General features: G+C 70.7%; 15 protein-coding genes and 1 tRNA gene. 13 read left to right on the plus strand and 3 right to left on the minus strand.

The features are described from left to right. Positions 1 to 357: 357 nt before the first annotated feature. A tRNA-Thr gene (locus ABD289_RS05760) sits at positions 358 to 430 on the minus strand. Positions 431 to 725: 295 nt separating this feature from the next. On the opposite strand from ABD289_RS05760, the gene ABD289_RS05765 reads away from it, so the two are divergent. The 8 genes from ABD289_RS05765 (at position 726) to ABD289_RS05800 (ending at position 10,852) form a co-directional block, all read left to right on the plus strand. After that, positions 726 to 2,168, plus strand: coding sequence for a threonine/serine exporter family protein (locus tag ABD289_RS05765; protein ID WP_344127355.1), 1,443 nt, complete (start codon positions 726 to 728; stop codon positions 2,166 to 2,168). A gap of 147 nt (positions 2,169 to 2,315) precedes the next feature. Continuing rightward, complete coding sequence (locus ABD289_RS05770) at positions 2,316 to 3,746, plus strand: alpha,alpha-trehalose-phosphate synthase (UDP-forming) (RefSeq protein WP_344127357.1); 1,431 nt, start codon at positions 2,316 to 2,318, stop codon at positions 3,744 to 3,746. A gap of 136 nt (positions 3,747 to 3,882) precedes the next feature. Further along, complete coding sequence (gene otsB / locus ABD289_RS05775; protein ID WP_344127360.1) at positions 3,883 to 6,432, plus strand: trehalose-phosphatase; 2,550 nt, start codon at positions 3,883 to 3,885, stop codon at positions 6,430 to 6,432. Between the two features lie 336 nt (positions 6,433 to 6,768). Beyond that, positions 6,769 to 7,383, plus strand: coding sequence for a DUF4178 domain-containing protein (locus ABD289_RS05780; RefSeq protein WP_425564576.1), 615 nt, complete (start codon positions 6,769 to 6,771; stop codon positions 7,381 to 7,383). Positions 7,384 to 7,386: 3 nt separating this feature from the next. Further along, positions 7,387 to 7,824, plus strand: a complete 438-nt coding sequence (locus ABD289_RS05785; RefSeq protein ID WP_344127366.1) for a DUF4247 domain-containing protein — start codon at positions 7,387 to 7,389, stop codon at positions 7,822 to 7,824. Continuing rightward, positions 7,821 to 8,759, plus strand: coding sequence for a hypothetical protein (locus tag ABD289_RS05790; RefSeq protein ID WP_344127368.1), 939 nt, complete (start codon positions 7,821 to 7,823; stop codon positions 8,757 to 8,759). Before ABD289_RS05785 ends, ABD289_RS05790 begins: the two co-directional genes overlap by 4 nt. A 28-nt stretch (positions 8,760 to 8,787) precedes the next feature. Next, positions 8,788 to 9,213 (plus strand): DUF350 domain-containing protein, encoded by a 426-nt coding sequence (locus tag ABD289_RS05795; protein WP_344127371.1) that lies wholly within the window; start codon positions 8,788 to 8,790, stop codon positions 9,211 to 9,213. 7 nt (positions 9,214 to 9,220) lie between these two features. Further along, positions 9,221 to 10,852 carry a polyamine aminopropyltransferase gene (locus tag ABD289_RS05800; RefSeq protein WP_344127373.1) on the plus strand — a complete coding sequence of 544 codons (1,632 nt, stop codon included), beginning with the start codon at positions 9,221 to 9,223 and terminating at the stop codon, positions 10,850 to 10,852. Between the two features lie 135 nt (positions 10,853 to 10,987). Here the strand turns inward: ABD289_RS05800 and ABD289_RS05805 are convergent, their stop codons facing one another. Then, complete coding sequence (locus tag ABD289_RS05805) at positions 10,988 to 12,088, minus strand: LacI family DNA-binding transcriptional regulator (RefSeq protein ID WP_344127375.1); 1,101 nt, start codon at positions 12,086 to 12,088, stop codon at positions 10,988 to 10,990. Positions 12,089 to 12,274: 186 nt separating this feature from the next. Between ABD289_RS05805 and ABD289_RS05810 the strand changes: the two genes are divergently transcribed. From ABD289_RS05810 to ABD289_RS05825, 4 genes are all read left to right on the plus strand, one after another. Then, positions 12,275 to 13,369, plus strand: coding sequence for an ABC transporter ATP-binding protein (locus ABD289_RS05810; protein ID WP_344127377.1), 1,095 nt, complete (start codon positions 12,275 to 12,277; stop codon positions 13,367 to 13,369). Between the two features lie 270 nt (positions 13,370 to 13,639). Continuing rightward, on the plus strand, positions 13,640 to 14,680 hold the full coding sequence (locus tag ABD289_RS05815; RefSeq protein ID WP_344127379.1) for a metal ABC transporter solute-binding protein, Zn/Mn family: 1,041 nt from the start codon (positions 13,640 to 13,642) through the stop codon (positions 14,678 to 14,680). Between the two features lie 5 nt (positions 14,681 to 14,685). Next, positions 14,686 to 15,534 carry a metal ABC transporter ATP-binding protein gene (locus ABD289_RS05820; RefSeq protein ID WP_344127381.1) on the plus strand — a complete coding sequence of 283 codons (849 nt, stop codon included), beginning with the start codon at positions 14,686 to 14,688 and terminating at the stop codon, positions 15,532 to 15,534. Further along, complete coding sequence (locus tag ABD289_RS05825) at positions 15,531 to 16,409, plus strand: metal ABC transporter permease (RefSeq protein WP_344127383.1); 879 nt, start codon at positions 15,531 to 15,533, stop codon at positions 16,407 to 16,409. Before ABD289_RS05820 ends, ABD289_RS05825 begins: the two co-directional genes overlap by 4 nt. 57 nt (positions 16,410 to 16,466) lie before the next feature. On the opposite strand, the gene ABD289_RS05830 is transcribed toward ABD289_RS05825, so the two are convergent. Next, the gene (locus ABD289_RS05830) at positions 16,467 to 17,504 is read right to left on the minus strand and encodes an ADP-ribosylglycohydrolase family protein (RefSeq protein ID WP_344127385.1); all 1,038 of its coding nucleotides are present in this window, start codon (positions 17,502 to 17,504) and stop codon (positions 16,467 to 16,469) included. Between the two features lie 292 nt (positions 17,505 to 17,796). Between ABD289_RS05830 and ABD289_RS05835 the strand changes: the two genes are divergently transcribed. Next, on the plus strand, positions 17,797 to 20,613 hold the full coding sequence (locus ABD289_RS05835) for an AfsR/SARP family transcriptional regulator (RefSeq protein WP_344127387.1): 2,817 nt from the start codon (positions 17,797 to 17,799) through the stop codon (positions 20,611 to 20,613). Positions 20,614 to 20,858: the final 245 nt, after the last annotated feature.

Here is a 20,858-nt window from a genome sequence, read left to right on the forward strand (position 1 = left end):
GCGGGGCGCCGGCGAACGCGCTCGGTTGACACGAACGGGGTGCTTTTTTCGCCCGACCGAGCTAAAAGGGAGGTGCGGGCTGCCCGCAGCGGCACAGCTGTCGAGCACGACCGAATTGCACGCCACATCGCGGCCACCGCACTGCTCGTCCTCGGAGTTCCCGACCACGTCGCCGCGGAGCTGAAGCATCCATCGCGGCTGTGAAGCGACACCAGGTGCACGTCACCGGGACGACGACGCGGCACGTCGCCAGCAGGTCTCCTCGACCGGGACTCCTGGCGGGACAGCCGGGGTACGAGCCCGTGCGAGGCGGCCACCTTCGCCGCCCGGTGCCGCGTTCACGCTCGGTAGACTCGGAGCCGCTGAGGGGACTCGAACCCCTGACCGTCCGCTTACAAGGCGGGTGCTCTGCCATCTGAGCTACAGCGGCCTGCACGTCGTGCGAGGACATCGTAAGCGGCGTCCCGCGGCGGGCGACAAGCGGCCGATGGTCCGCGCGGACAAAGTGATCTGGTCGACGATGGGGTCGGCGTGGCGGCGGTCGGAGCAGCGCACCGGCCGCCGTCGGCGGTGGGTCGTGCGCGCGCTCGCGAAGAGCGCGCTGACCAGTGATGGAAGCCACACGCGTCGAGTGCAACGGCAGGCTCATGACAGGCGATGCCCGAGGGGAAGATCAGCCACGGCGGCGGCCCGTTCGCGGGTTGCGGCAGGAAGGAAAGACCGCGGTGGGAATCACCCGGCGCGCTCGCGGTGTGCTGCGGCGCCGTGATCAGGACGAGACGATCGTCCCCGGCTCGCGCAACGCCGTCTTCGGGCCCGCGCTGCCCGAAGAGTCGACCGTGCACCTCGTGCTCGACCTGGGGTTGCGCATCGGCGAGGTGCAGATGGCCAGCGGTGCCGGCGCCTCCGATGTGACCGCCACGATCACCGGCGTGGTCAACGCCTACGGTCTGCCGCACTGCGAGGTCGACGTCATCTACACGTCGATCACGGTGTCGTGCTACCGGGGGACCGAGCTGCCACCGGTCACCTCGCTGCGCGTGGTGCGCAACCGCTCGGTGGACTACACCCGGCTCGCGGACGTGGAGGAACTGCTGCGGCGGATCACCGGGGGCGAGATCACCGCCGCCGAGGCCTACGCCGAGCTGGACCGGATCACCACCGCCGCGCACCCGTTCCCGCGGTGGGTGGCCACCCTGGCCTGGGCGGGCATGGCCGCTTCGCTGGCGGTGCTGCTCGGCGGTGGCGAGGAGTGGCAGCTCCCGGTTTTCGCCGCGGTCAGCACCGCGGTGGTCGACCGGGTCGGCCGATTGCTCAACAAGCGCGCGCTGCCGTTCTTCTTCCAGCAGGCCGTCGGGGGCGCGATCGCGACCTCGGTGGCCATCGGCGTGTACGCCCTCGGCTGGCTGACCAGCCCGTCGCTGGCGGTGGCGACCAGCATCATCGTTCTGCTTTCCGGGATGACCGTGGTCGGTTCCATGCAGGACGCGATCACCGGGTACAACGTCACGGCGGCGGGCCGGATAGCCGAGCTCGCGGTGATGTCGGCGGGCTTGATCGCCGGTGTTGTGCTGGCGCTCTACGTCTCGCTGCGGCTCGGCGGGGACACGGTCAGCGGGCTCGAGGTGCAGGACCTCGGCCGCGCGCAGATCGTGGCGCCCGGTCTGACGCTGCTCGTGCAGTGCTTGGCCGGTGCGTCCACCTCGGCCTGCTTCGCGCTGGCCAGCTACGCCCCGCCGCGCCCGCTGATGGTCGCGGGCATCGGTGGCGCGGTGGCCGCGGGCGTGCACTCCGTGCTGAGCGTGAGCTTGAGCGTGCACACGGTCCTGGCGGGCGCGGTGGCCACTGCGGTGGTCGGTTTCGCGGGCGGCATCATCGCCCGGCGGCTGCGGATCCCGGGTCTGGTCGTCGCGGTCTCCGGCGTCGCGCCGCTGCTTCCCGGCCTGGCGACCTACCAGGGCCTGTTCGAGCTCTCGGTGCTGGGCGACCCGAAGGGCCTGGCGACGATGATGCTCGCGATCGCGACCGGGCTGGCGCTGGGCGCCGGCGTGGTCCTCGGCGAGTACTTGGCCTCGCCCGTGCGGACCCGCCTGGGCCGCCTCGAGCGCCGGATGTCGGGACCGCGCATGTCCGGGCCGGTCAGACCGAGCAGGCGGCGATTGGACTGAACGGTCCACGCCGCTCGGCGGCGCCGGTTCGATTGACGGCGGAGGGTTGAGCTCTTCGCCGAAATCGCACGCCCGTGCGGGGCGCGGGCGGCGGTTCGTTTCAGTAGTCTCGCAACCACAGGTGGATACCCGTCGGGAGGATTACCGGTGAGCGTGCCCAGCCGAGCGGATTTCGTCGTGGTCGCCAATCGGCTACCGGTGGATCTGGAACGACTCGAGGACGGCACCGAGCGCTGGAAGCACAGCCCGGGCGGGCTGGTCACCGCGCTCGAACCGTTCCTGCGCGCCCGGCGCGGCGCCTGGGTCGGCTGGCCGGGAGTCGCCGACGTCGATGTCGATCCGTTCGCCGACGAGGACCTGACGTTGCACCCGGTGCGGCTGTCCGCAGCCGAGTTCGCGGAGTACTACGAGGGCTTCTCCAACGCGACGCTGTGGCCGCTGTACCACGACGTGGTGGTCTCGCCGGTCTTCGACCGCTCCTGGTGGAACGCCTACCAGCGGGTCAACCGCCGGTTCGCCGAGGCAGCCGCCGAGGTCAGCGCCGAGGGCGCGACGGTGTGGGTGCAGGACTACCAGCTGCAGCTCGTCCCGGCGATGCTGCGCGAGCTGCGACCCGATCTGCGCATCGGCTTCTTCCTGCACATCCCGTTCCCGCCGGTGGAGCTGTTCATGCAGCTGCCGTGGCGGACCGAGATCGTGCGCGGGCTGCTGGGTGCGGACCTGGTCGGCTTCCACCGGCCCGGTGGCGCGCAGAACTTCCTGTGGCTGGCCCGCAGGCTGGCCGGTTTCGAGCCCAGCCGCGGCCAGGTCGGCGTGCGCTCCAGGCCCGGCGTGGTGCAGGTCGGCGACCGCACCGTGCGGGTAGGCGCGTTCCCGATCTCGATCGCTTCGGCCGACCTGGACAAGATGGCCCGCACCAAGGACATCCAGCAGCGGGTCAAGCGCGTGCGCGAACAGCTGGGGAACCCGCGCAAGATCCTGCTCGGGGTGGACCGGCTGGACTACACCAAGGGCATCGACGTCCGGCTGCAGGCCATGCACGAGCTCTTCGACGAGGGCCAGATCAAGCCCGAGGACGTGACGATGATCCAGGTCGCCACGCCGAGCCGGGAACGCGTCGAGCACTACAAGCAGATGCGCGAGGGCATCGAGCGCCAGGTCGGCCGGATCAACGGCGAGTTCGGCCGGGTCGGCCGTCCCGCCGTGCACTACCTGCACACGTCGGTGGACAAGAAGGACCTGATCGCCTATTACGCCGCCGCCGACGTCATGGTCGTGACACCGGTACGCGATGGGATGAATTTGGTCTGCAAGGAGTACGTCGCCTGCCGCTTCGACCTGGGCGGGGCTCTCGTGCTCAGCGAGTTCGCCGGCGCGGCCGCCGAGCTGACGAGCGCGTTCCTGGTCAACCCGCATAACCTCGACGGAGTGAAGGACGCGCTCCTGTCGGCCCTGGAGATCGACGAGGCCGAGGGCCGCCGTAGGATGCGCGCGCTACGCAGGCAAGTGCTCACGCACGATGTCGACCGCTGGGCGCGGTCGTTCCTCGAGGCATTGGGCACGCCCCCCGCGCAGTAGCCGGCAGTAACCGGTCCGCAACACGGACGGCAACCGCGTCGGTGATACTGAAGCAACACCGGTCGCCTTCTGAACTCACCGCAACGCCGGAGGTGGACCGGATTCTGATGAGACCCGACCCGCTCTTCCAAGGAGTATGGCGTTGACCGCCGAAGCCCTGCCTGCCGAGCTGCGCCGCCTGATCGTGCAGCTCGCGCGGACACCTCGACTTCTGGTCGCCTGCGACTACGACGGCACTCTCGCGCCGATCGTGGCTGATCCGACCCAGGCCAAACCGTTGCCCGAATCGGTGCACGCACTGCGATCGCTGGCCGACCTGTCCGCCACCGCCACCGCGGTCATCTCCGGCCGCGCGCTGCGCGACCTGGCGACCCTCTCCCGCCTGCCCGCCGAGGTGCATCTGATCGGCAGTCACGGCTCCGAGTTCGACGTCGGGTTCGTGCACGAACTGGATCCGGAGGCCACCCAGCTCCGGACCGAGCTGCAGGTCTCGCTGCGGGACATCGCGCACGGCAAGGACGGCGTGACGCTGGAGAACAAGCCCGCCAGCGTCGCCGTCCACGTGCGGCGCGCCGAGCCCGAGGTCGCCGAGCAGCTCTTCGCGGAGGTGCGCAGCGGCCCCGCGCAGTGGGATGGCGTGCAGGTCACCGAGGGTAAGTCGGTGATCGAGCTGGCCGTGGTGCAGACCGACAAGGGCAACGCGCTCGACGCGCTGCGGCACCAGGTCAGCGCCACCGCCGCGATCTTCGTCGGGGACGACGTCACCGACGAGAAGGCCTTCGCCCGGCTGACGGGCCCCGACCTGGGCATCAAGGTGGGCGAGGGCGAGACGCTGGCCGACCACCGCCTGCCCAGCACCGCCGACGTCGCCACCGTGCTGGCGTTCCTGATGGAGGAGCGGCGCACCTGGCTCTACGGCGAGCAGGCCCCGCCCATCGAGCGGCTGACCATGCTGTCCAACGAGCGCAACATCGCGCTGCTGACCCCGGACGCCCGGCTGACCTGGATGTGCCACCCGGGACCGGACTCGGCCGCCGTGTTCGCGGACCTGCTCGGTGGCACCGGTGCCGGGCACTTCAGCATCCGCCCGCACAGCGGCACCAACGGCGCCAAGCGCACCCCGCTGCCGCTGGGCCAGCGCTACGTGCCCAACACGATGACGGTCGAGACCCGCTGGTCGCGGCTGCTGGTCACCGACTACCTGGCGCACGACACCGACAGCCACCGCACCGACCTGGTGCGCACCATCAACGGCGGCACCGACGTGGAGATCGAGTTCGCGCCGCGGCCGGAGTTCGGCCAGGTCCCGGTGCGGTTGACCCCGGAGGCCGACGGGCTGCGGGTGCAGGGAACCTCGGAGCCGATGGTGCTGTACTCGCCCGGCGTGAGCTGGGAGATCAGCTCCGACGGGATGCACGAGTCGGCCACCGCCGTGCTCGAGCTGATCGAGGGCCAGCCGGTCGTGCTGGAGCTGCGCGCGGGCACCGAGGACCTGACGGCCTCCGACGAACCCGCTCGCCGCGCGGCCGCCGAGTCGTACTGGTCTGACTGGGCCGAGCAGCTCGCGCTGCCGGACGTCGAGCGGGACCTGGTGGCGCGCTCCGCGCTGACGCTGCGCGGGCTGTGCCACTCCGACACCGGCGGCATCATGGCCGCAGCCACCACCTCGCTGCCCGAGGAGATCGGCGGCGTCCGCAACTGGGACTACCGCTACTGCTGGCTGCGCGACGGCGCGATGACCGCGCAGGCGCTGGTCACCCTCGGATCCACCGCCGAGGCGGAGGCGTTCCTGGACTGGCTGCACCGGGTGCTGGAGTCCATCCCCGGCCCGGAGCGGCTGCACCCGCTGTACTCGCTGCAGGGCACCGGGCTCGGCCCGGAGGCCGTGATCGACAGCCTGCCCGGTTACGCCGGGTCCCGGCCGGTGCGCGTCGGCAACCTCGCCGACCAGCAGGTTCAGCTGGACGTGTTCGGCCCGGTCGTGGAGCTGATCGCGCACCTGGGCCAGGCCACCGGCACCGTCCGCGAGCACGACTGGGAACTTGTCAAGGCGATGGCCGATGCCGTCGCGCAGCGCTGGTTCGAGCCCGATCACGGCATCTGGGAGGAGCGCGACGTGCCGCGGCACCACGTCTACTCCAAGGTGATGTGCTGGGTGACGCTGGACCGCGCGGTCAAGATCGCCGACGCCTACGGTCTCGACGTCGAGGAAGGCTGGGTGACGCTGCGCGACCAGATCTCCGAGGACGTGATCAAGAACGGCTGGCACCCGGACGTGCAGGCGTTCACCACGGCCTACGAGGGGTCCGATCTGGACGCCGCCTCGCTGCACGTGGGGTTGTCCGGGCTGATCGATCCGTCCGACGAGCGGTTCCGGGCCACCGTCACCGCCATTGAGGCCGAGCTGCGCAGCGGGTCCACTGTGTACCGCTACCGCCGCGACGACGGTCTCCCCGGCGAGGAGGGCGGTTTCCACCTCTGCGCGGCGTGGCTGATCGAGGCGTACCTGCTCATCGGCCGCCGTACCGAGGCCGAGGAGCTCTTCCAGCAGATCGTGGACACCGCGGGGCCGACGGGCCTGCTCTCCGAGGAGTACGACCCCATCGCGGAGCGCTCCCTGGGCAACCACCCGCAGGCCTACTCCCACCTGAGCCTGATCCGCTGCTCCCAGCTGCTCTCGGCGTAGCCGCTTTCCAGGCGCGGTGCGCGTTGGCGGTGCGGGGAGCGGAACCTCGGACCCGGTCGGGCTCGGACCCTGACTCAGCGATCTCCGCGGCGCTGTGGCTCGCCTCGCCCCGCGAGGCGGAGAACGGCTCCACCGCGTGCTGAAACGCCCTGCAGGAACCTCCGGTGGCGAGCACCGCGAACGGCGGGCCGGACACGTTCCGGCCCGCCGTTCGCGCTTCACGCCGCAGGTTGATCGTCGGTGGACGGCAGATCACGGTTTTCGGCGTTTCGGCCACATGGGTGACCCCCGGCAGATACGCTCCATGCCGAATCGGACGCAACGGGCGTAATTGGGGTGAACGTATTGACCGGGTTGCTGATCCTCGTGGTCGTCCTGCTGATCATCGCCGTGGTGGTCGCCGTGGTCATGGGGATGCGGGCCCGCAAGGCCTCGAGCCCGTCGCGGGGCGACGCGCCGAAGGATCCCTTCAACACCGGCGATCAGGACTCGCTGCGCGGTGATCCGCGCGAGCTGAAGGCGGGCGACATCGTCGAGATCCGCGGCATCACCTACACGGTCCGGGGGAGCCTGCGGCTCGACGAGGGCGGCTGGAAGTGGGACGAGCACCTGCTCGACGACTCCAAGGGCGATCAGCTCTGGCTCAGCGTCGAGGAGGACCCCGATCTCGAGATGGCGGCCTGGACACCTGTGACCGGCGCCCCCGAGCCCGGCCCGAAGTCGCTCGAGTTCGAGGGCCGCACCTACCGCTCCGACGAGTCCGGTACCGCGAAATTCCGCAGCGAGGCCACCACCGGTCTCGATGAGGCCGGCTCCGTGCGGTACCACGACTACGAGGCGCCGGACGGCTCGATGCTCAGCTTCGAGGCCTACGGGGACGCCGGGTGGGAGGCCAGTACCGGCACCGAGCTCGGCCGCTACGACGTGCTCATCTACCCGACGGCGGACTGATCGATGAAGCCCAAGCACTGGTTCCTGGTGGCCGGGCTGGCCGCCGCGCTCGCGCTGATCATCGCGCTGATCACGATTCTGTCGACCGGGACCGGACCGCGCGGCTACGTGGCCAACCACTACACGCGCGCCGCCGAGCTGGACATCCGCGGCGACGACGACAACCGCGCTTACACCAGCGCCAAGCCGGTGACCGCGGTGGTCCGCGAGATCACCGCGAAGTGGCGCCCGCAGTCGCAGACCACCGACGCCTCCGGCGTCTACCTGCGCTACTCGGACGACGCCGTGATCGTGCAGCCCCGGCAGCCCGGCTCGGTGATCCACGTGATGGACGCCGACGAGGCGTACCGGCACTACCACAGCCACGTGGGTCACTACTGGGGCTGGATCGGAACGCACGGCGAGAGCTTCCGCGGACGAGGACCGGGGGCGGGCAAATGAAGACCAAGGGCATCGTCGTCGGCGGCATATTCGCCGTTCTGGTACTCGTGCTCGTCCCGCTGAGCCTGTTCGGCGACTCCGGATCGACCGGATTCACCACCGAGGACACCACCTACTACCGGGAGAGCGGCACCTACATCGGCGCGTCGATCCCCGGGTTCACCCCCAACGAGGCGCAACAGCTCGCCGACCGGCTGGCCGAGGCCGAGCAGCGCAACGACGGCGTGTGCTTCGGATGGAAGCTCACCGACGGCGGCGACGGCGAGGTGCAGCGCGGCTCCAGCCGCGGCCCCGGCATCCCCGCCGACACCTGCGCGCGCTGGGTCGAGACGCAGACCTTCGTGGCCTACGACACGGATCTCGACGCGGCCGACATCGAGGTGAAGGCTTCCCCGGACCTGGCGGCGTCCTCCTCGCGGTTGCCGAGCGCGGGGGACTACGCGGCCCTGGGGATCAACGCGGACGCGCTGGTCGCCGACCCGGCCACCGCGACCGGTCAGGCGGTGATGGCCACGCCGCTGCTGCTGGTGGAGGCGGGTGTGCTGCCCGCTCCGCCCGCGCAGGCCGGCGAGCCGGCGGGCAGGCCGTCGCAGCCGCTGCCGTCCGGCGACGGCTCGGGCGCGAGCGTCGCGGTGTGGATCTGGCTGGTCCTGCTGGGGATCGTGACGGTGCTGGCCGCGGTGCTGGGCTTCCGGTCGCTCGCGAAGGCCAAGAACGACGGCCCGCCGCAGGGACCGCCGTCGCAGGGACCGCCGTCGCAGGGACCGCCGTCGCAGGGACCGCCGTCGCAGGGACCACCGCCTCCGGGGTACCCGCAGCAGGGACCACCACCGCCCGGTCACCCGCAGCAAGGACCGCCTCCGGGCTACCCGCCGCAGGGGCCACCTCCCGGTTACCCGCCGCAGGGACCGCCGCCTGCCGGTCCCACCCGCTGACCGACCACGACACGAGAAGGGCAACACCTTGTTCCAGGAACTGCTCACCGGGCTGCTCGCCGCGGTCGCCTACGGGGTGATCGGCGTGGCGATGATGGGGCTGGGATACGGCCTCGTCGACGTGGCCACCCCCGGCAAGCTGCGCGACCTGATCTGGGTCAACCGCAACCCGAACGCCGCACTGCTGCTAGTCTCCGGCCTGCTGGGCGTCGGGATCATCCTGACCACGGCGATCGCCGCCAGCGCTGACGACCTGGTCGCCGGGCTCATCGGCACGCTCGCCTACGGCATCCTCGGTCTGGTGATGATGAGCCTGTCGTTCCTGCTGATCGACGCGATCACGCCGGGTCGCCTGGGCGAGGAGCTCGCCGCGCAGAACCTGCACCCGGCCACCTGGGTGTCGGCGAGCGCGCACGTGGTGATCGCGGTCGTGATCGCCGCTGCGATCTGGTGATCGGCCGATGGCGGTGAGCTCCGAGACCGCCGCACCGGAGTCCACATCGGACTCGGAGGCGGACGCCGGGACGGACGCGGGATCGGGCGGCGGTGCTCGGCGGGCGCGGATCGCCCGCTTCGCCGTGCTCGTGGCGGTGTTCGTCTGCGCGGCCTGCGGGCTCGTCTACGAGCTGGCGCTGGTCGCCCTCGGCAGCTACCTGGTCGGCGACACCATCGGCCAGGCCTCGATCGTGCTGTCCCTGATGGTCTTCGCGATGGGCGTCGGGGCGCTGGTCGCGAAACCGCTGCAGCCCTGGGCCGCCGCGGGATTCGCGGGGATCGAGCTGCTGCTGGCGCTGATCGGCGGGCTCAGCGTGCTGCTGCTGTACGCGGCGTTCGCGTGGCTGAGCCTGTACCTGCCCGCGTTGATCGCGACGGCGCTGGTGCTGGGCCTGCTGATCGGGGCGGAGATCCCGCTGCTGATGGTGCTGCTGCAGCGCATCCGCAGCCAGGACGCCGGTTCGGCGGTCGCCGACATGTTCGCCGCCGATTACGTGGGCGGTCTGGTCGGCGGGCTGGCGTTCCCCTTCCTGCTGCTGCCGTGGTTCGGGCAGATCCAGGGCGCGCTGGTGGTCGGGATGCTCAACGCGGCCGCCGGGCTGGGCCTGGTGCTGACCGTCTTCCGCAAGCAGCTGGCCAAGCGTGCACGACTGCTGCTGCTCGCCGCCTCGGTGCTGGTCGGCGGGATCCTGGTGGGCGCCTACGCCTACGCCGACGACTTCGAGGTCACCGCGCGGCAGGCGCTCTACGCCGACCCGGTGGTGCACGCGGAGCGCTCGCAGTACCAGGACGTGGTGCTGACCGAGAACACGACGCTGTCCGGTTCCACGGACACCCGGTTGTTCCTCAACGGGGACCTGCAGTTCAGCTCGGTCGACGAGTACCGGTACCACGAGGCGCTGGTGCACCCGGCGATGAACGGCCCGCGCGGGAATGTGCTGGTGCTCGGCGGGGGCGATGGCCTGGCGGTGCGGGAGATCCTGAAGTACCCGGACGTCCGCAGCATCACGCTCGTCGACCTGGATCCGGCCGTGCTCGAACTGGCGCGGTCGGACCCGCGGGTGCGCGCGCTCAACCACGACGCCATGCGCGATCCGAAGGTGCACGCGATCGCGGGCGACGCGTTCACCTGGCTGCGGACGAACCGCACCGAGTTCGACTCGGTGCTGGTGGACATGCCCGATGCCGACTCGACCGCCACCGCGAAGCTCTACTCCACCGAGTTCTACTCCCTGGTCCGGCACGCGATGACCGAGGACGCCAGGCTGATCGTGCAGGCCGGTTCGCCGTACTTCGCGCCGAAGGCGTACTGGTGCATCGAAGCGACCCTCCGCTCGGCGGGCCTGGCCACCACGCCCTTCGAGGTGAACGTCCCCAGCTTCGGCGAGTGGGGATTCCACCTGGCCACCAAGGGGTCCGAGCCGCCCGAGCCGGAGCTCGCCCCGGACGTCCCGCCCCTGAAGAGCCTGGATCAGCAGACCCTGGACGCCGCGGCGACGTTCCCGCCGGACCGCTCCCGCGTCCCCGGGATGCGGCCGAGCACCCTCATGCACCCCACGATCCTGGACTACGCCAAGGGCGAGTGGATCAACTACTAGAACCGCTGGAGCCCTGCCCCCGCCCGACGGTGCCGGCGAACGCGACAGTTTTGCCTATAACTGTCAGGCCTTGACGCCCGGAATGTCCGCACAGTTTTAGGCAAAACTGTCACGACGCTCACCAGCGGGATGGGGTCAGGGGCCGAACCAGAACTCCTCTTTGGAGCGCGGGGGCGCCGATGTCGCCCCGGTGATGAGCTGGGTTTCCAGCTGGATGTGCCGGGGCCTGCTGGGTTCGCTGGTCTCGAGCAGCAGCCGACCCGCCGCGCGACCCTTCTCCAGCCAGGGCTGGCGGACCGTGGTGAGCTCCTGGCGCTCGGCGTCCGGGATGCCGTCGAAACCGGTGATGGTGAGGTCGTCCGGCACGCGCAGCCCGCGGTTGCGCGCTTCGTGCAGCGCGCCGAGGGCCAGCAGGTCCGAAGTGCACACCACCGCGGTGATCTCCGGGTCGATCTCGAGCAGCTGCGCCGCCGCCGAGGCTCCGGATTCCTGGGTGTGGTCGAAGCGCTCCACGACCGGCACCTGCGCCCAGTCCACGCCCGCCTCGCTGAACTCCTCGGCGAGCGCGGTCAGCCGCGCCTTCTGCACGTGGAAGCTGGCGTTGGCCTGTCGCTGGACCGAGGCCGGGCCGTCGTTGCGGCCGCGCGCGAGGCGCATGCACAGCACGCCGATGCGGCGATGTCCCAGCCCGATCAGGTGATCTGCTATTCCCTTGATGGATCGCCGGTCGTCCGGTCCGACCCAGTCGAGGTTGTCCAGTCGCGGCTGGTCGCAGACCACCACCGGGACCGGGCGCTCCAGCACCGCGGCCAGGTGCGGGTCGTCCTCGGGCACCGAGTAGACGACGAAGCCGTCCACGCCCGCGCGGTGCACCGCGGCGACGTCTTCGCGCTCCGGGCTGGCCGGGATGAGCGTGAGCCCCTGCCCGGCGTCTTCGCAGGCGAGGGCGAGACCTTCCAGGAACTGGACAGCACCCGGGTCGCGGAAGGCGTAGGAGAGGTTCTCGGTGAGCAGCAGGCCGACGGCACCCGCCTTGCGGGTGCGCAACGACCGCGCTACCGGATCCGGTCCCGGGTAGCCGAGCCGCCGAGCGGTCTCCAGGACACGCTTACGCAGCTCAGGGGAGAGTTGGTCCGGACGGTTGTAGGCGTTGGAAACCGTCGTCCGGGAGACCCCGAGTTCCGCAGCAAGCGACGCGAGCGTCGCAGGCCGCCGGGCATTCGTTGACCGCGCCATGGAGGAACCGTAACGGTTCAGTACCCGACCGTGAAGCGAGCATGACCTACGTCCCACTGATGTTCGATCAGTGAACACGGAGCGGCGCAAATGGGTAACGCTCCGGAATGGTTCATTCCGGGGGATGACGTTAAGTAAGTTAAGCGCTAGGTTCTGGGGCACTGTATGTAGTGAAGGGTGTCACAAATGGCTGAGGTCTCTTACGTCAACGCCTCGCGGGTCTATCCCGGAAATCCGCCCGTCCGGGCGGTTGACCAGCTGGAACTCGAAGTCACCGACGGCGAGTTCCTGGTGCTCGTGGGGCCGTCGGGCTCCGGCAAGTCCACGGCGCTGCGCATGCTCGCCGGTCTCGAGGACATCGACGAGGGCGGCATCTCGATCGGCGGCAACGATGTCACCAACACGCCGCCGAAGTCCCGGGACATCGCGATGGTGTTCCAGTCGTACGCGCTCTACCCGCACATGTCGGTCGCCGAGAACATGGGCTTCGCGCTCAAGCTCCGCAAGACGCCGAAGGACGTCATCAAGGAGAAGGTGACCGAAGCGGCGAAGATGCTCGACCTGGAGAACTACCTGGACCGCAAGCCCAAGGCGCTCTCAGGTGGTCAGCGGCAGCGCGTGGCGATGGGCCGCGCGATCGTGCGCGAGCCCAGCGTGTTCCTGATGGACGAGCCGCTGTCCAACCTGGACGCCAAGCTGCGCGTCGAGACCCGAGCCAACATCGCCGCGCTGCAGAAGCGGCTCGGCACCACGACGATCTACGTCACCCACGACCAGGTCGAGGCGATGACGATGGGGCACCGGGTAGCGGTGCTCAAGGACGGGCTGCTGCAGCAGGCCGCCACGCCGAGGGAGCTCTACGAGAACCCGGCGAACTCGTTCGTCGCGGGCTTCATCGGCTCGCCCGCGATGAACCTCAAGACGGTTCCGATCTCCGCGGAGGGGGCGGTGCTCGACGGCACCACCGTTCCGCTGTCCCGCGAGGCGCTGTCGGCGGCGGGCGACCTGGAGGAGGTGACCTTCGGCGTGCGTCCGGAGGCGCTGAGCCTGGCGTCCAACGAGTCCGAGGGGCTGAGCATGACCGTCGAGCTGGTCGAGGAGCTGGGGGCGGACGCGCTCATCCACGGCTCGATCACCGTGGGCGGTTCCGCGGAGCGCTTCGTGGTCCGCGCCGACGGCCGCACCCCGCCCGCGCTCGGCCAGGAGGTCAAGGTGCAGCTGCGGGACAACAGCGAGGTGCACCTGTTCCACCCGGAGACCGGCGAGCGCCTGACCAAGTAGTCGGGTCTCCCGCTCCGGTGGTGGCCGCCAGGCCGCCGGCGGAGGTAGATCGAAGCCAGGTGCTGCGACACCCAGTCAACGCCCCCGTCCGGGTTCACCGGGCGGGGGCGTTGACTGCTGCAAGTGGTGTATTTCGCTCCCGGAAATAACCCGGACGGTGGAGCGTTGGACTGAGGCGTGCTTAGACTGTAGATGACAACGGTTACCGTTACCGTTCGCAACTGGCTCTTGAGCCCCGCGCTTCGCCTTGATCACCTGGGAGTGGATTAGATGACCGTCCGGAGTCGCACTGCTGTCACCGTCTTAGCCGGGCTCGCGGTCGGCACGCTGACGCTCACCTCCTGCGCCCAGGGCGGTTCGAGCCAGGCGCCGGGCCCGAACGAGAAGGTCAAGATCGTCGCGTCCACCAACGTCTGGGGCAGCGTCGCGCAGGCGGTCGGCGGCGATGCCGTCGAGGTCACCTCGATCATCGACGACCCGAACGCCGACCCGCACTCGTACGAGAGCAGCCCGCGCGAGGCCGCCGAGATCTCCGACGCCGACCTGGTGGTCCGCAACGGCGGGGGCTACGACGGCTTCATGACGCAGATCCTGCAGAACGCGGGCGAGAAGCCGGTGGTCACCGCGGTCGAGGGCGAGCACGGGTTTGAACCGGCGGGCGAGCACGCCGAGGGGAACGGCCACGCCGAGGGGAACGGCCGCGCCGAGGGGAACGAGCACGCCGAGGGGAACGAGCACGCCGAGGGGAACGAGCACGCCGAGGGGCACGGTCACGACCACTCCGTCAACGAGCACGTCTGGTACGACCCGCACGCGGTCGAGCAGGTCGCCGACCACGTCGCCGAGCGGTTGAGCGAGCTGCAGCCGGGCAAGGCGCAGCAGTTCGCCGCCAACGCGGACGCCTTCAAGCAGCAGGTCGGCGGGCTCGAGTCCAAGATCGATCAGATCTCCGCCGCCGACCGGGGCAAGCCGGTGGTCGTCACCGCGCCCGTCGCGCACTACCTGATCGAAGCGTCCGGCCTCAACGACGTCACGCCGCCGGAGTTCCTGCACGCGATCGAGTCCGAGACCGACCCGTCGGCCGCGGCCGTCGCGCAGATCAAGGACGCGCTCAACGGGGGCCGGGCCGCCGCGGTGATCTTCAACCCGCAGACCGAATCCCCGGTCACCGAGGACGTGCGCAGCACCGCGGAGGGCAAGCAGATCCCGGTCGTGGAGATGGCCGAGACGCTGCCCGAGGGCAAGACCTACGTGCAATGGATGGACGCGCAGATCACCGCGTTGCAGTCGGCGCTGAACGGAGCCCGCTGAGCCAGATGACCACCAGGTCTCAAGCCGAGCCCGTCGCGCTCGACACCAGCACCGAGCCCGCCGTGCGGCTGCGCGGCGCCACCCTCGCCTACGGTGAGCGGCCGCTGTGGTCCGGGCTGGACCTCGACGTGGCTCCCGGCGAGTTCGTCGCGGTCCTCGGGCCCAACGGTTCCGGCAAGACCAGCCTGCTCCGAGTGCTGCTCGGGTTGCAGCAGCTCAACTCCGGCACCGTCGAGATCGGCGGCGAGCAGGCCAGGCGGGGCAGCAACCGGATCGGCTACATCCCGCAGCAGCGCGCGCTGGACGCCAACGTCACGGTGCGCGGCCGCGATCTGGTCGGCCTCGGCCTGGACGGCCACCACTGGGGCATGGGCATCCGCGCCCGGCGGCAGCGCAAGCAGCGGGTCGACGAGGTGCTGGCGGCCGTGGAGGCCACCCCGTACGCGAAGCAGCCGCTGGGCCTGCTCTCCGGCGGTGAGCAGCAGCGGTTGCGCGTGGCGCAAGCCCTGGTCGGCGACCCCGCGGTGCTGCTGTGCGATGAGCCGCTGCTGTCGCTGGACCTCTCGCACCAGCGCAAGGTCAGCCGCCTGATCGCTGATCAGGCGCGCAGCACCGGCTCCGGCGTCCTGTTCGTCACCCACGAGATCAACCCGGTGCTGCCGATGGTCGACAAGGTCCTCTACCTCGTCGACGGGCGGTTCCGGCTGGGCACCCCGGACGAGGTGATGAACTCGGCGACGCTGTCCGAGCTCTACCGCACCGACGTCGAGGTCGCCCGGGTCGGCGGCCGGTTGGTCGTGGCGGGCGCCGAGCAGTGTCAGGACCACCACGTAGTGGAGGCGGACGAAGCGTGAACGAGCTGGTTGAGGCGCTGGGTCAGGTGCTGGACTTCGGCACCACGATCGACCTGCTCGGCTACCCGTTCGTGCAGCAGGCCCTGCTGGCCGCAGCTGCTCTCGGGCTGGTGTCCGGATGCATGGCGCCGCTGGTGGTGACCCGCAAGATGTCCTTCGCCGTGCACGGCACGGCGGAGATGGCCTTCACCGGCGCGGCGGCGGCGCTGCTGGTCGGCGTCAGCGTCGGGGTCGGCGCCCTGGCTGGTGCGGTGGTGGCCGCGCTGCTGCTGGGGCTGCTCGGTCAGCGCGACACCGAACGGGATTCGGTGATCGGCGCGATCCTGTCGTTCGGCCTGGGCGTGGGCGTGTTCCTGCTGTGGCTCAACCCGGAGCGCACGGCGAACAAGTTCAGCCTGCTGGTCGGCCAGATCGTCGGCGTCGACCGGTCCGACGTCACCTTGCTGAGCGGGTGCGCGCTGGCGGTGCTGGTGGTGCTGGCGCTGGTGTACCGGCCGCTGCTGTTCGCCAGCGTCGATCCGGACGTGGCCACGGCGCGCGGCGTGCCCACCAGGGCGCTGGCGCCGCTGTTCGCGGTGCTGGTCGGCGTCTCGACGGCCCTGGGCGTCTACACCGTCGGAGCGCTGCTGGTGCTGGCGCTGATGGTCACGCCGGGGGCCGCTGCCGCTCGGGTGACCGCGTCGCCGGTCAAGGCGACGCTGCTCGCGATCGTCTTCGCCGAGACCGCGGTGCTGGGCGGGATCCTGCTGTCGCTGGCACCGGGGGCACCGGTGAGCGCCTTCGTCACGATCATCTCCTTCGTGATCTACCTGGTCTGCCGCACCATCGGCACGCGCCGGCTGGCGCGCTCGGCCAGGACGCCGGTCGCGGCCTGAGCGAGGGTGGTGCGCCGCCCGCGGTGACGCCGGGACCCCGCAGGCGACGGCCGGTGCTCAGGTGGGCAGGCCCAGGTAGCGGCGCTCGTTGAACTGCTCGCCCGCGCAGCTGGCGCCCAGGTCGTAGGCGATGCGTTCGATGACGTCGGCCAGCTCCAGGCGGTTGAGCCAAGCCCTGGGCAGCACCGCCGTGCCGTGGCGCGCGCCGAGGAGGCTGCCGGTGATCGCCGCGGTGCTGTCGCTGTGTCCCGAGTGGTTCACGGCGAGGCGCAGGGCGTCGGCGAACTGGTCCGGTTTGGGGTTGGCGAGGGCGCAGTAGGCGCCGATGGCCAGGGCCTCCGGGCCGATCCACCCGCCGCCGAGCCGTTCGATGTGGCCCGTGCCGGATCCCAGCCGGGCCAGCGTCGCGGCCTCGGCGAGCGCGTTGGCCGTCTCGAAGTCCTCGCGCAGGACTCGTCCCGCCGCCTGGTCCACCGCCGCGGGCAGCCTGCGCTGCTGCACCGCGAGCAGGTGCACGATCAGCGCGAAGGCACCGCCGGAGGCCCAGCCTCCCTGGCCGCCGTGGGTGAGCGCGGCGCACTGGCAGGCGAGCTGGTAGGCCATCTCCGCGGTGGGGGAGAAGCCGATCGGCGCGCTGCGGTCCAGACCGCCGCAGCCCTTGGAGGTGTTGCGCGGCCGCTCGGGTGTGCCGAGATCCGGTTCCTGCAGGGCGCGCAGCATGGTGAGCCCGGGCGCCCGGCTGGCGTAGAGCTCGGGTTCGGCGAGCAGTCCGGTGGCGCCGGGCTGCGGCTTGTCCTCCTGCTGGGTGAGCATCCAGCGGCGCAGCGCGGCCGTGGTGGATTCGACCGGCCGCCACGGGCCACCGCTGTTGCCGGTGGTCCAGGCGTGCAGGTAGCCCTCGCCGGTGAACAGGGCCATCTGAGTGGCGTCGCCGAGCAGCGCCTGCGGTGGGGGCTCGGTCACCCCGTCCGGGCCGAACGCGGCGCGGATGTCGTCCAGCGGCGTGTACTCCACCGGGGTTCCGAGGGAGTCGCCCAGGGCCCCGCCGAGCAGGCAACCCATCGCACGGTCGACCACTGTGGACGGCGTTGGCACAGCCGGGTCTCCTTCCATGGCGTGCCACACACGCCCACTCGTTCGGGTGATCGACGACCCCAGACTTTACTTGCCGTGTTTGTCGCTCGGGAGGCGATCACGCCACACCCCGAACGGACATCGGCGCACCGAACGCGCAATACGTGGGTGCTCCATTGGGGTGAGCCTGCGAAACGGGCCGGTTTCGGGCCCATTGGGGGCCGCTACCGTGTGTCGGCTGTACCCGGATGCGTGATCCGGGGTGCCGTGACCGAAACTTGATCTACCACCGCGAGGCGAATAGGACCCATCAATGACGCCGCACGGCAACGCAGCTCCGGCGCCGGAGGCGGGATTCGAGTTCCGCCTGCTCGGCCCGCTCGAGGTGCTCGTCGACGGCGCCCCGGTCGAGGTCGGGCGCAGCCCGGTTCGCGCGCTGCTGGCATGCCTGCTACTGGAGCCGAACCAGGTCGTACCGATGGATCGGCTGGTCGACACGCTGTGGGAGGAAGAGCCGCCAGCCAGCGCGCGCACCATCATCCAGGGCTACGTGTCCCGGCTGCGCAAGATGTTCGGCAAGCGCGGACCGGAGATCATCACCCGATCGCCCGGCTACCTGCTGCGGGTGGACCCCGAACGCATCGACGCGCATCGCGCTCGCACCCGGATCAGCCGCGCGCACGGCCTCGAACCCGCCGAACGCTCCCGATTGCTCACCGAGGCGCTGACCCTGTGGCGCGGGCCGGTGCTCGCCGACATCGCGGGCAGCCGGTTGTACCGGACGATCGCGCCCAACCTGGACGAGCTGCACCTGCTCGCCCTGGAGGAGCGCATCGCGGCCGATCTCGAACTCGGCCGCCATCAGCAGCTCATCGCGGAACTGTCCACTCTGGTGGAACGGCATCCGCTGCGGGAGCGGCTCACCGGGCAGCTGATGCTGGCCAACTACCGCGCGGGCCACCGCGCCGAGGCGCAGGATCGCTACCACGAACTGCGCCACCGGCTCTCCGGCGAGCTGGGCCTGGACCCCGGCCCGGAGCTGCGCGAGCTCTACGAGAAGCTGCTGCGCGACGACCCCGGGCTGCGCAACCCGGCTCGCCACGACGTCCCCGGGCTGGGCATGCGCCGTCCGGTACCGGCCGAACTACCGCCCGCGCCCGCGGGTTTCGTCGGGCGGTACGGGGAACTGGGTGCCCTGGACGACATGCTGGCCGGCCACGAGTCCGGGTCCAGCCTGATCACCGTGCTCACCGGCACCGCCGGGGTCGGCAAGAGCGCGCTCGCGCTCACCTGGGCGCACCGCGTCGCCGAGGAGTTCCCGGACGGTCAGCTCTACGCTTCGCTGCGCGGTTTCGACTCGGAGCGCGAACCGCTCACCCCGGGCGAGGCGCTGACGAGCATGCTCAAAACCCTGGGGGTGGCGGCTGATGCGATACCGGTGGAGCTCGACGACCGCACCGCGCTGTACCGCTCGCTGCTGGCCAAGCGCAAGGTCATGGTCGTCCTGGACAACGCCCGCGATTCCGACCAGGTCCGCCCGCTGCTGCCCGGCAGCGCTGCGTCGCTGGTGGTGGTGACCAGCCGCCGCAGGCTCGACGGCCTGGTGGTGCGCGCGGGAGCGCGCGTGCTGCCGCTGGAAACGCTGCCCACCGAGACCGCCATCGAACTGCTCGACCGCGCCGGGGTGCCGGGCAAGTCCGCCGCCGAGCCCGACGCCGCCGCCGAACTCGCCGAACTCTGCGGCGGATTGCCGCTGGCGCTGCGCATCGCGGCCGCGCGGCTGGCGGCCAATCCGGCGCGCGGCGTCTCCGACCTGGTGCACGAGCTCACCGACGAGCGAAACCGGTTGCACGCCCTGGACATCGACGACGACGCGGACACCAGCGTGCGCCGCGCCTTCGACATCTCCTACCGCAGCCTGCCGCCGGTGCACGCCGAGACCTTCCGGTTGCTCGGCCTGGTTCCCGGGCACACCTTCACCGCGCACGCAGTGGCCGCGCTCTGCGGTATCGAACCCTCCGCGGCGCAGCGCAGGCTGCGCGCGCTGGCGCTGGCGCACCTGGTCGCCGAGCCGGAACCGGACCGCTTCGGCATGCACGACCTGCTGCGCGCCTACGCCCGCGAACTTCCCGGTGAGCCCGACGCCGACATCGCCGCGCTGCGCAGGCTGCTCACGCACTACCTCGGCACCGCCGACCACGCGCGCCGCTTCCTGCGCCCGGCGCGCGACGATCTGGACTTCACCGGTGAGCCCCGGCCCGAGATCACCGGCCGCGCGCAGGCCCTGGAGTGGTTCGACTCGGAATGGCCCAACCTGGTCGCCGCGGTCCGCGCCGCCAACGAGGGCGGTCTGCACTGCCTGGCGTGGCCGCTGGTCCGGTTGCAGTTCAACTACCTGATGGTGCGCTGCCCGTGGGAGGACTGGATCCGGATCTACACCGACGGGCTGCACTCGGCCCGTGCTGTCGACGATCCGGCCGGCCAGGTGCTCATGGCCGCGGGCCTCGGTGTCGCCTACGCCCGTTCCGGGCAGCTCGACCAGGCGCTGCGGCACTACGAGGACTCCTACGCCGTGGCGGTGACCACCGGAAACGCCGAACGGCTGGCGATGACCCAGGTCAACCTCTCCAGCGTGCTGTTCCGGCTGCACCGCTACGACGAGGCCAAGACGCACTGCCAGGACGCCCTGCGGGTCTACCGCGAGCTTGGCGACCGCTACTTCATAGCTGGTGCGCTGAACAACCTGGCGATGGTCGAGCAGGTCAACGGGGAGCTGGAGGAGGCCCTGGCGCACCTGCGCGAGGCCGAGGCGCTCTACCGCGATGCCGACGACCTGGAAACCCTCGCGATGGTGCTCAACAACTGCGGCGAGGTGGGCATCGAACTCGGCCGCCTCGACGACGGCGAGCGCTGCCACCACGAGGCGCTGGAGGTGGCCTTGCAGTGCGGCTCGGCGATGCGCCAGGCCGCTGCCTACCTCGGCCTCGGCGATGCGGCGCGACTGCGCGGTGATGTCAACGTCGCCCGCACCCGCTGGGACACCGCGTTGGCGATCTTCGAGGAGGAAGGATCGCCGCAGGTCACCGAGGTTCGGGGCCGCTTGGAAGAGATCACGCGCCAGGCCGGTTGAAGGCGTTTAGCGCGCGTTTAGCGCGCGTGTAGGCACGACTGCGACCTTATGAATCGTGCGCGGATCAAACCGTGCGTGATGCGCGCACCGGGCGGCTCTGGGGGGAGTCCAAGGGGGGATTGTCGCCCCGGTCGCCTCGGCCGGTTCACCGNCCGCGAGGGGTTCATTCGGGTGACCGGATGTGAGGGGGAGGGTGCGAACTTTCGGCCTTGAGGGAAGCCGGAGGTTCGCACTCTTTTTTGCTT

It is taken from the genome of Saccharopolyspora halophila, assembly GCF_039531955.1.
GTDB classification, from domain to species: domain Bacteria; phylum Actinomycetota; class Actinomycetes; order Mycobacteriales; family Pseudonocardiaceae; genus Saccharopolyspora; species Saccharopolyspora halophila.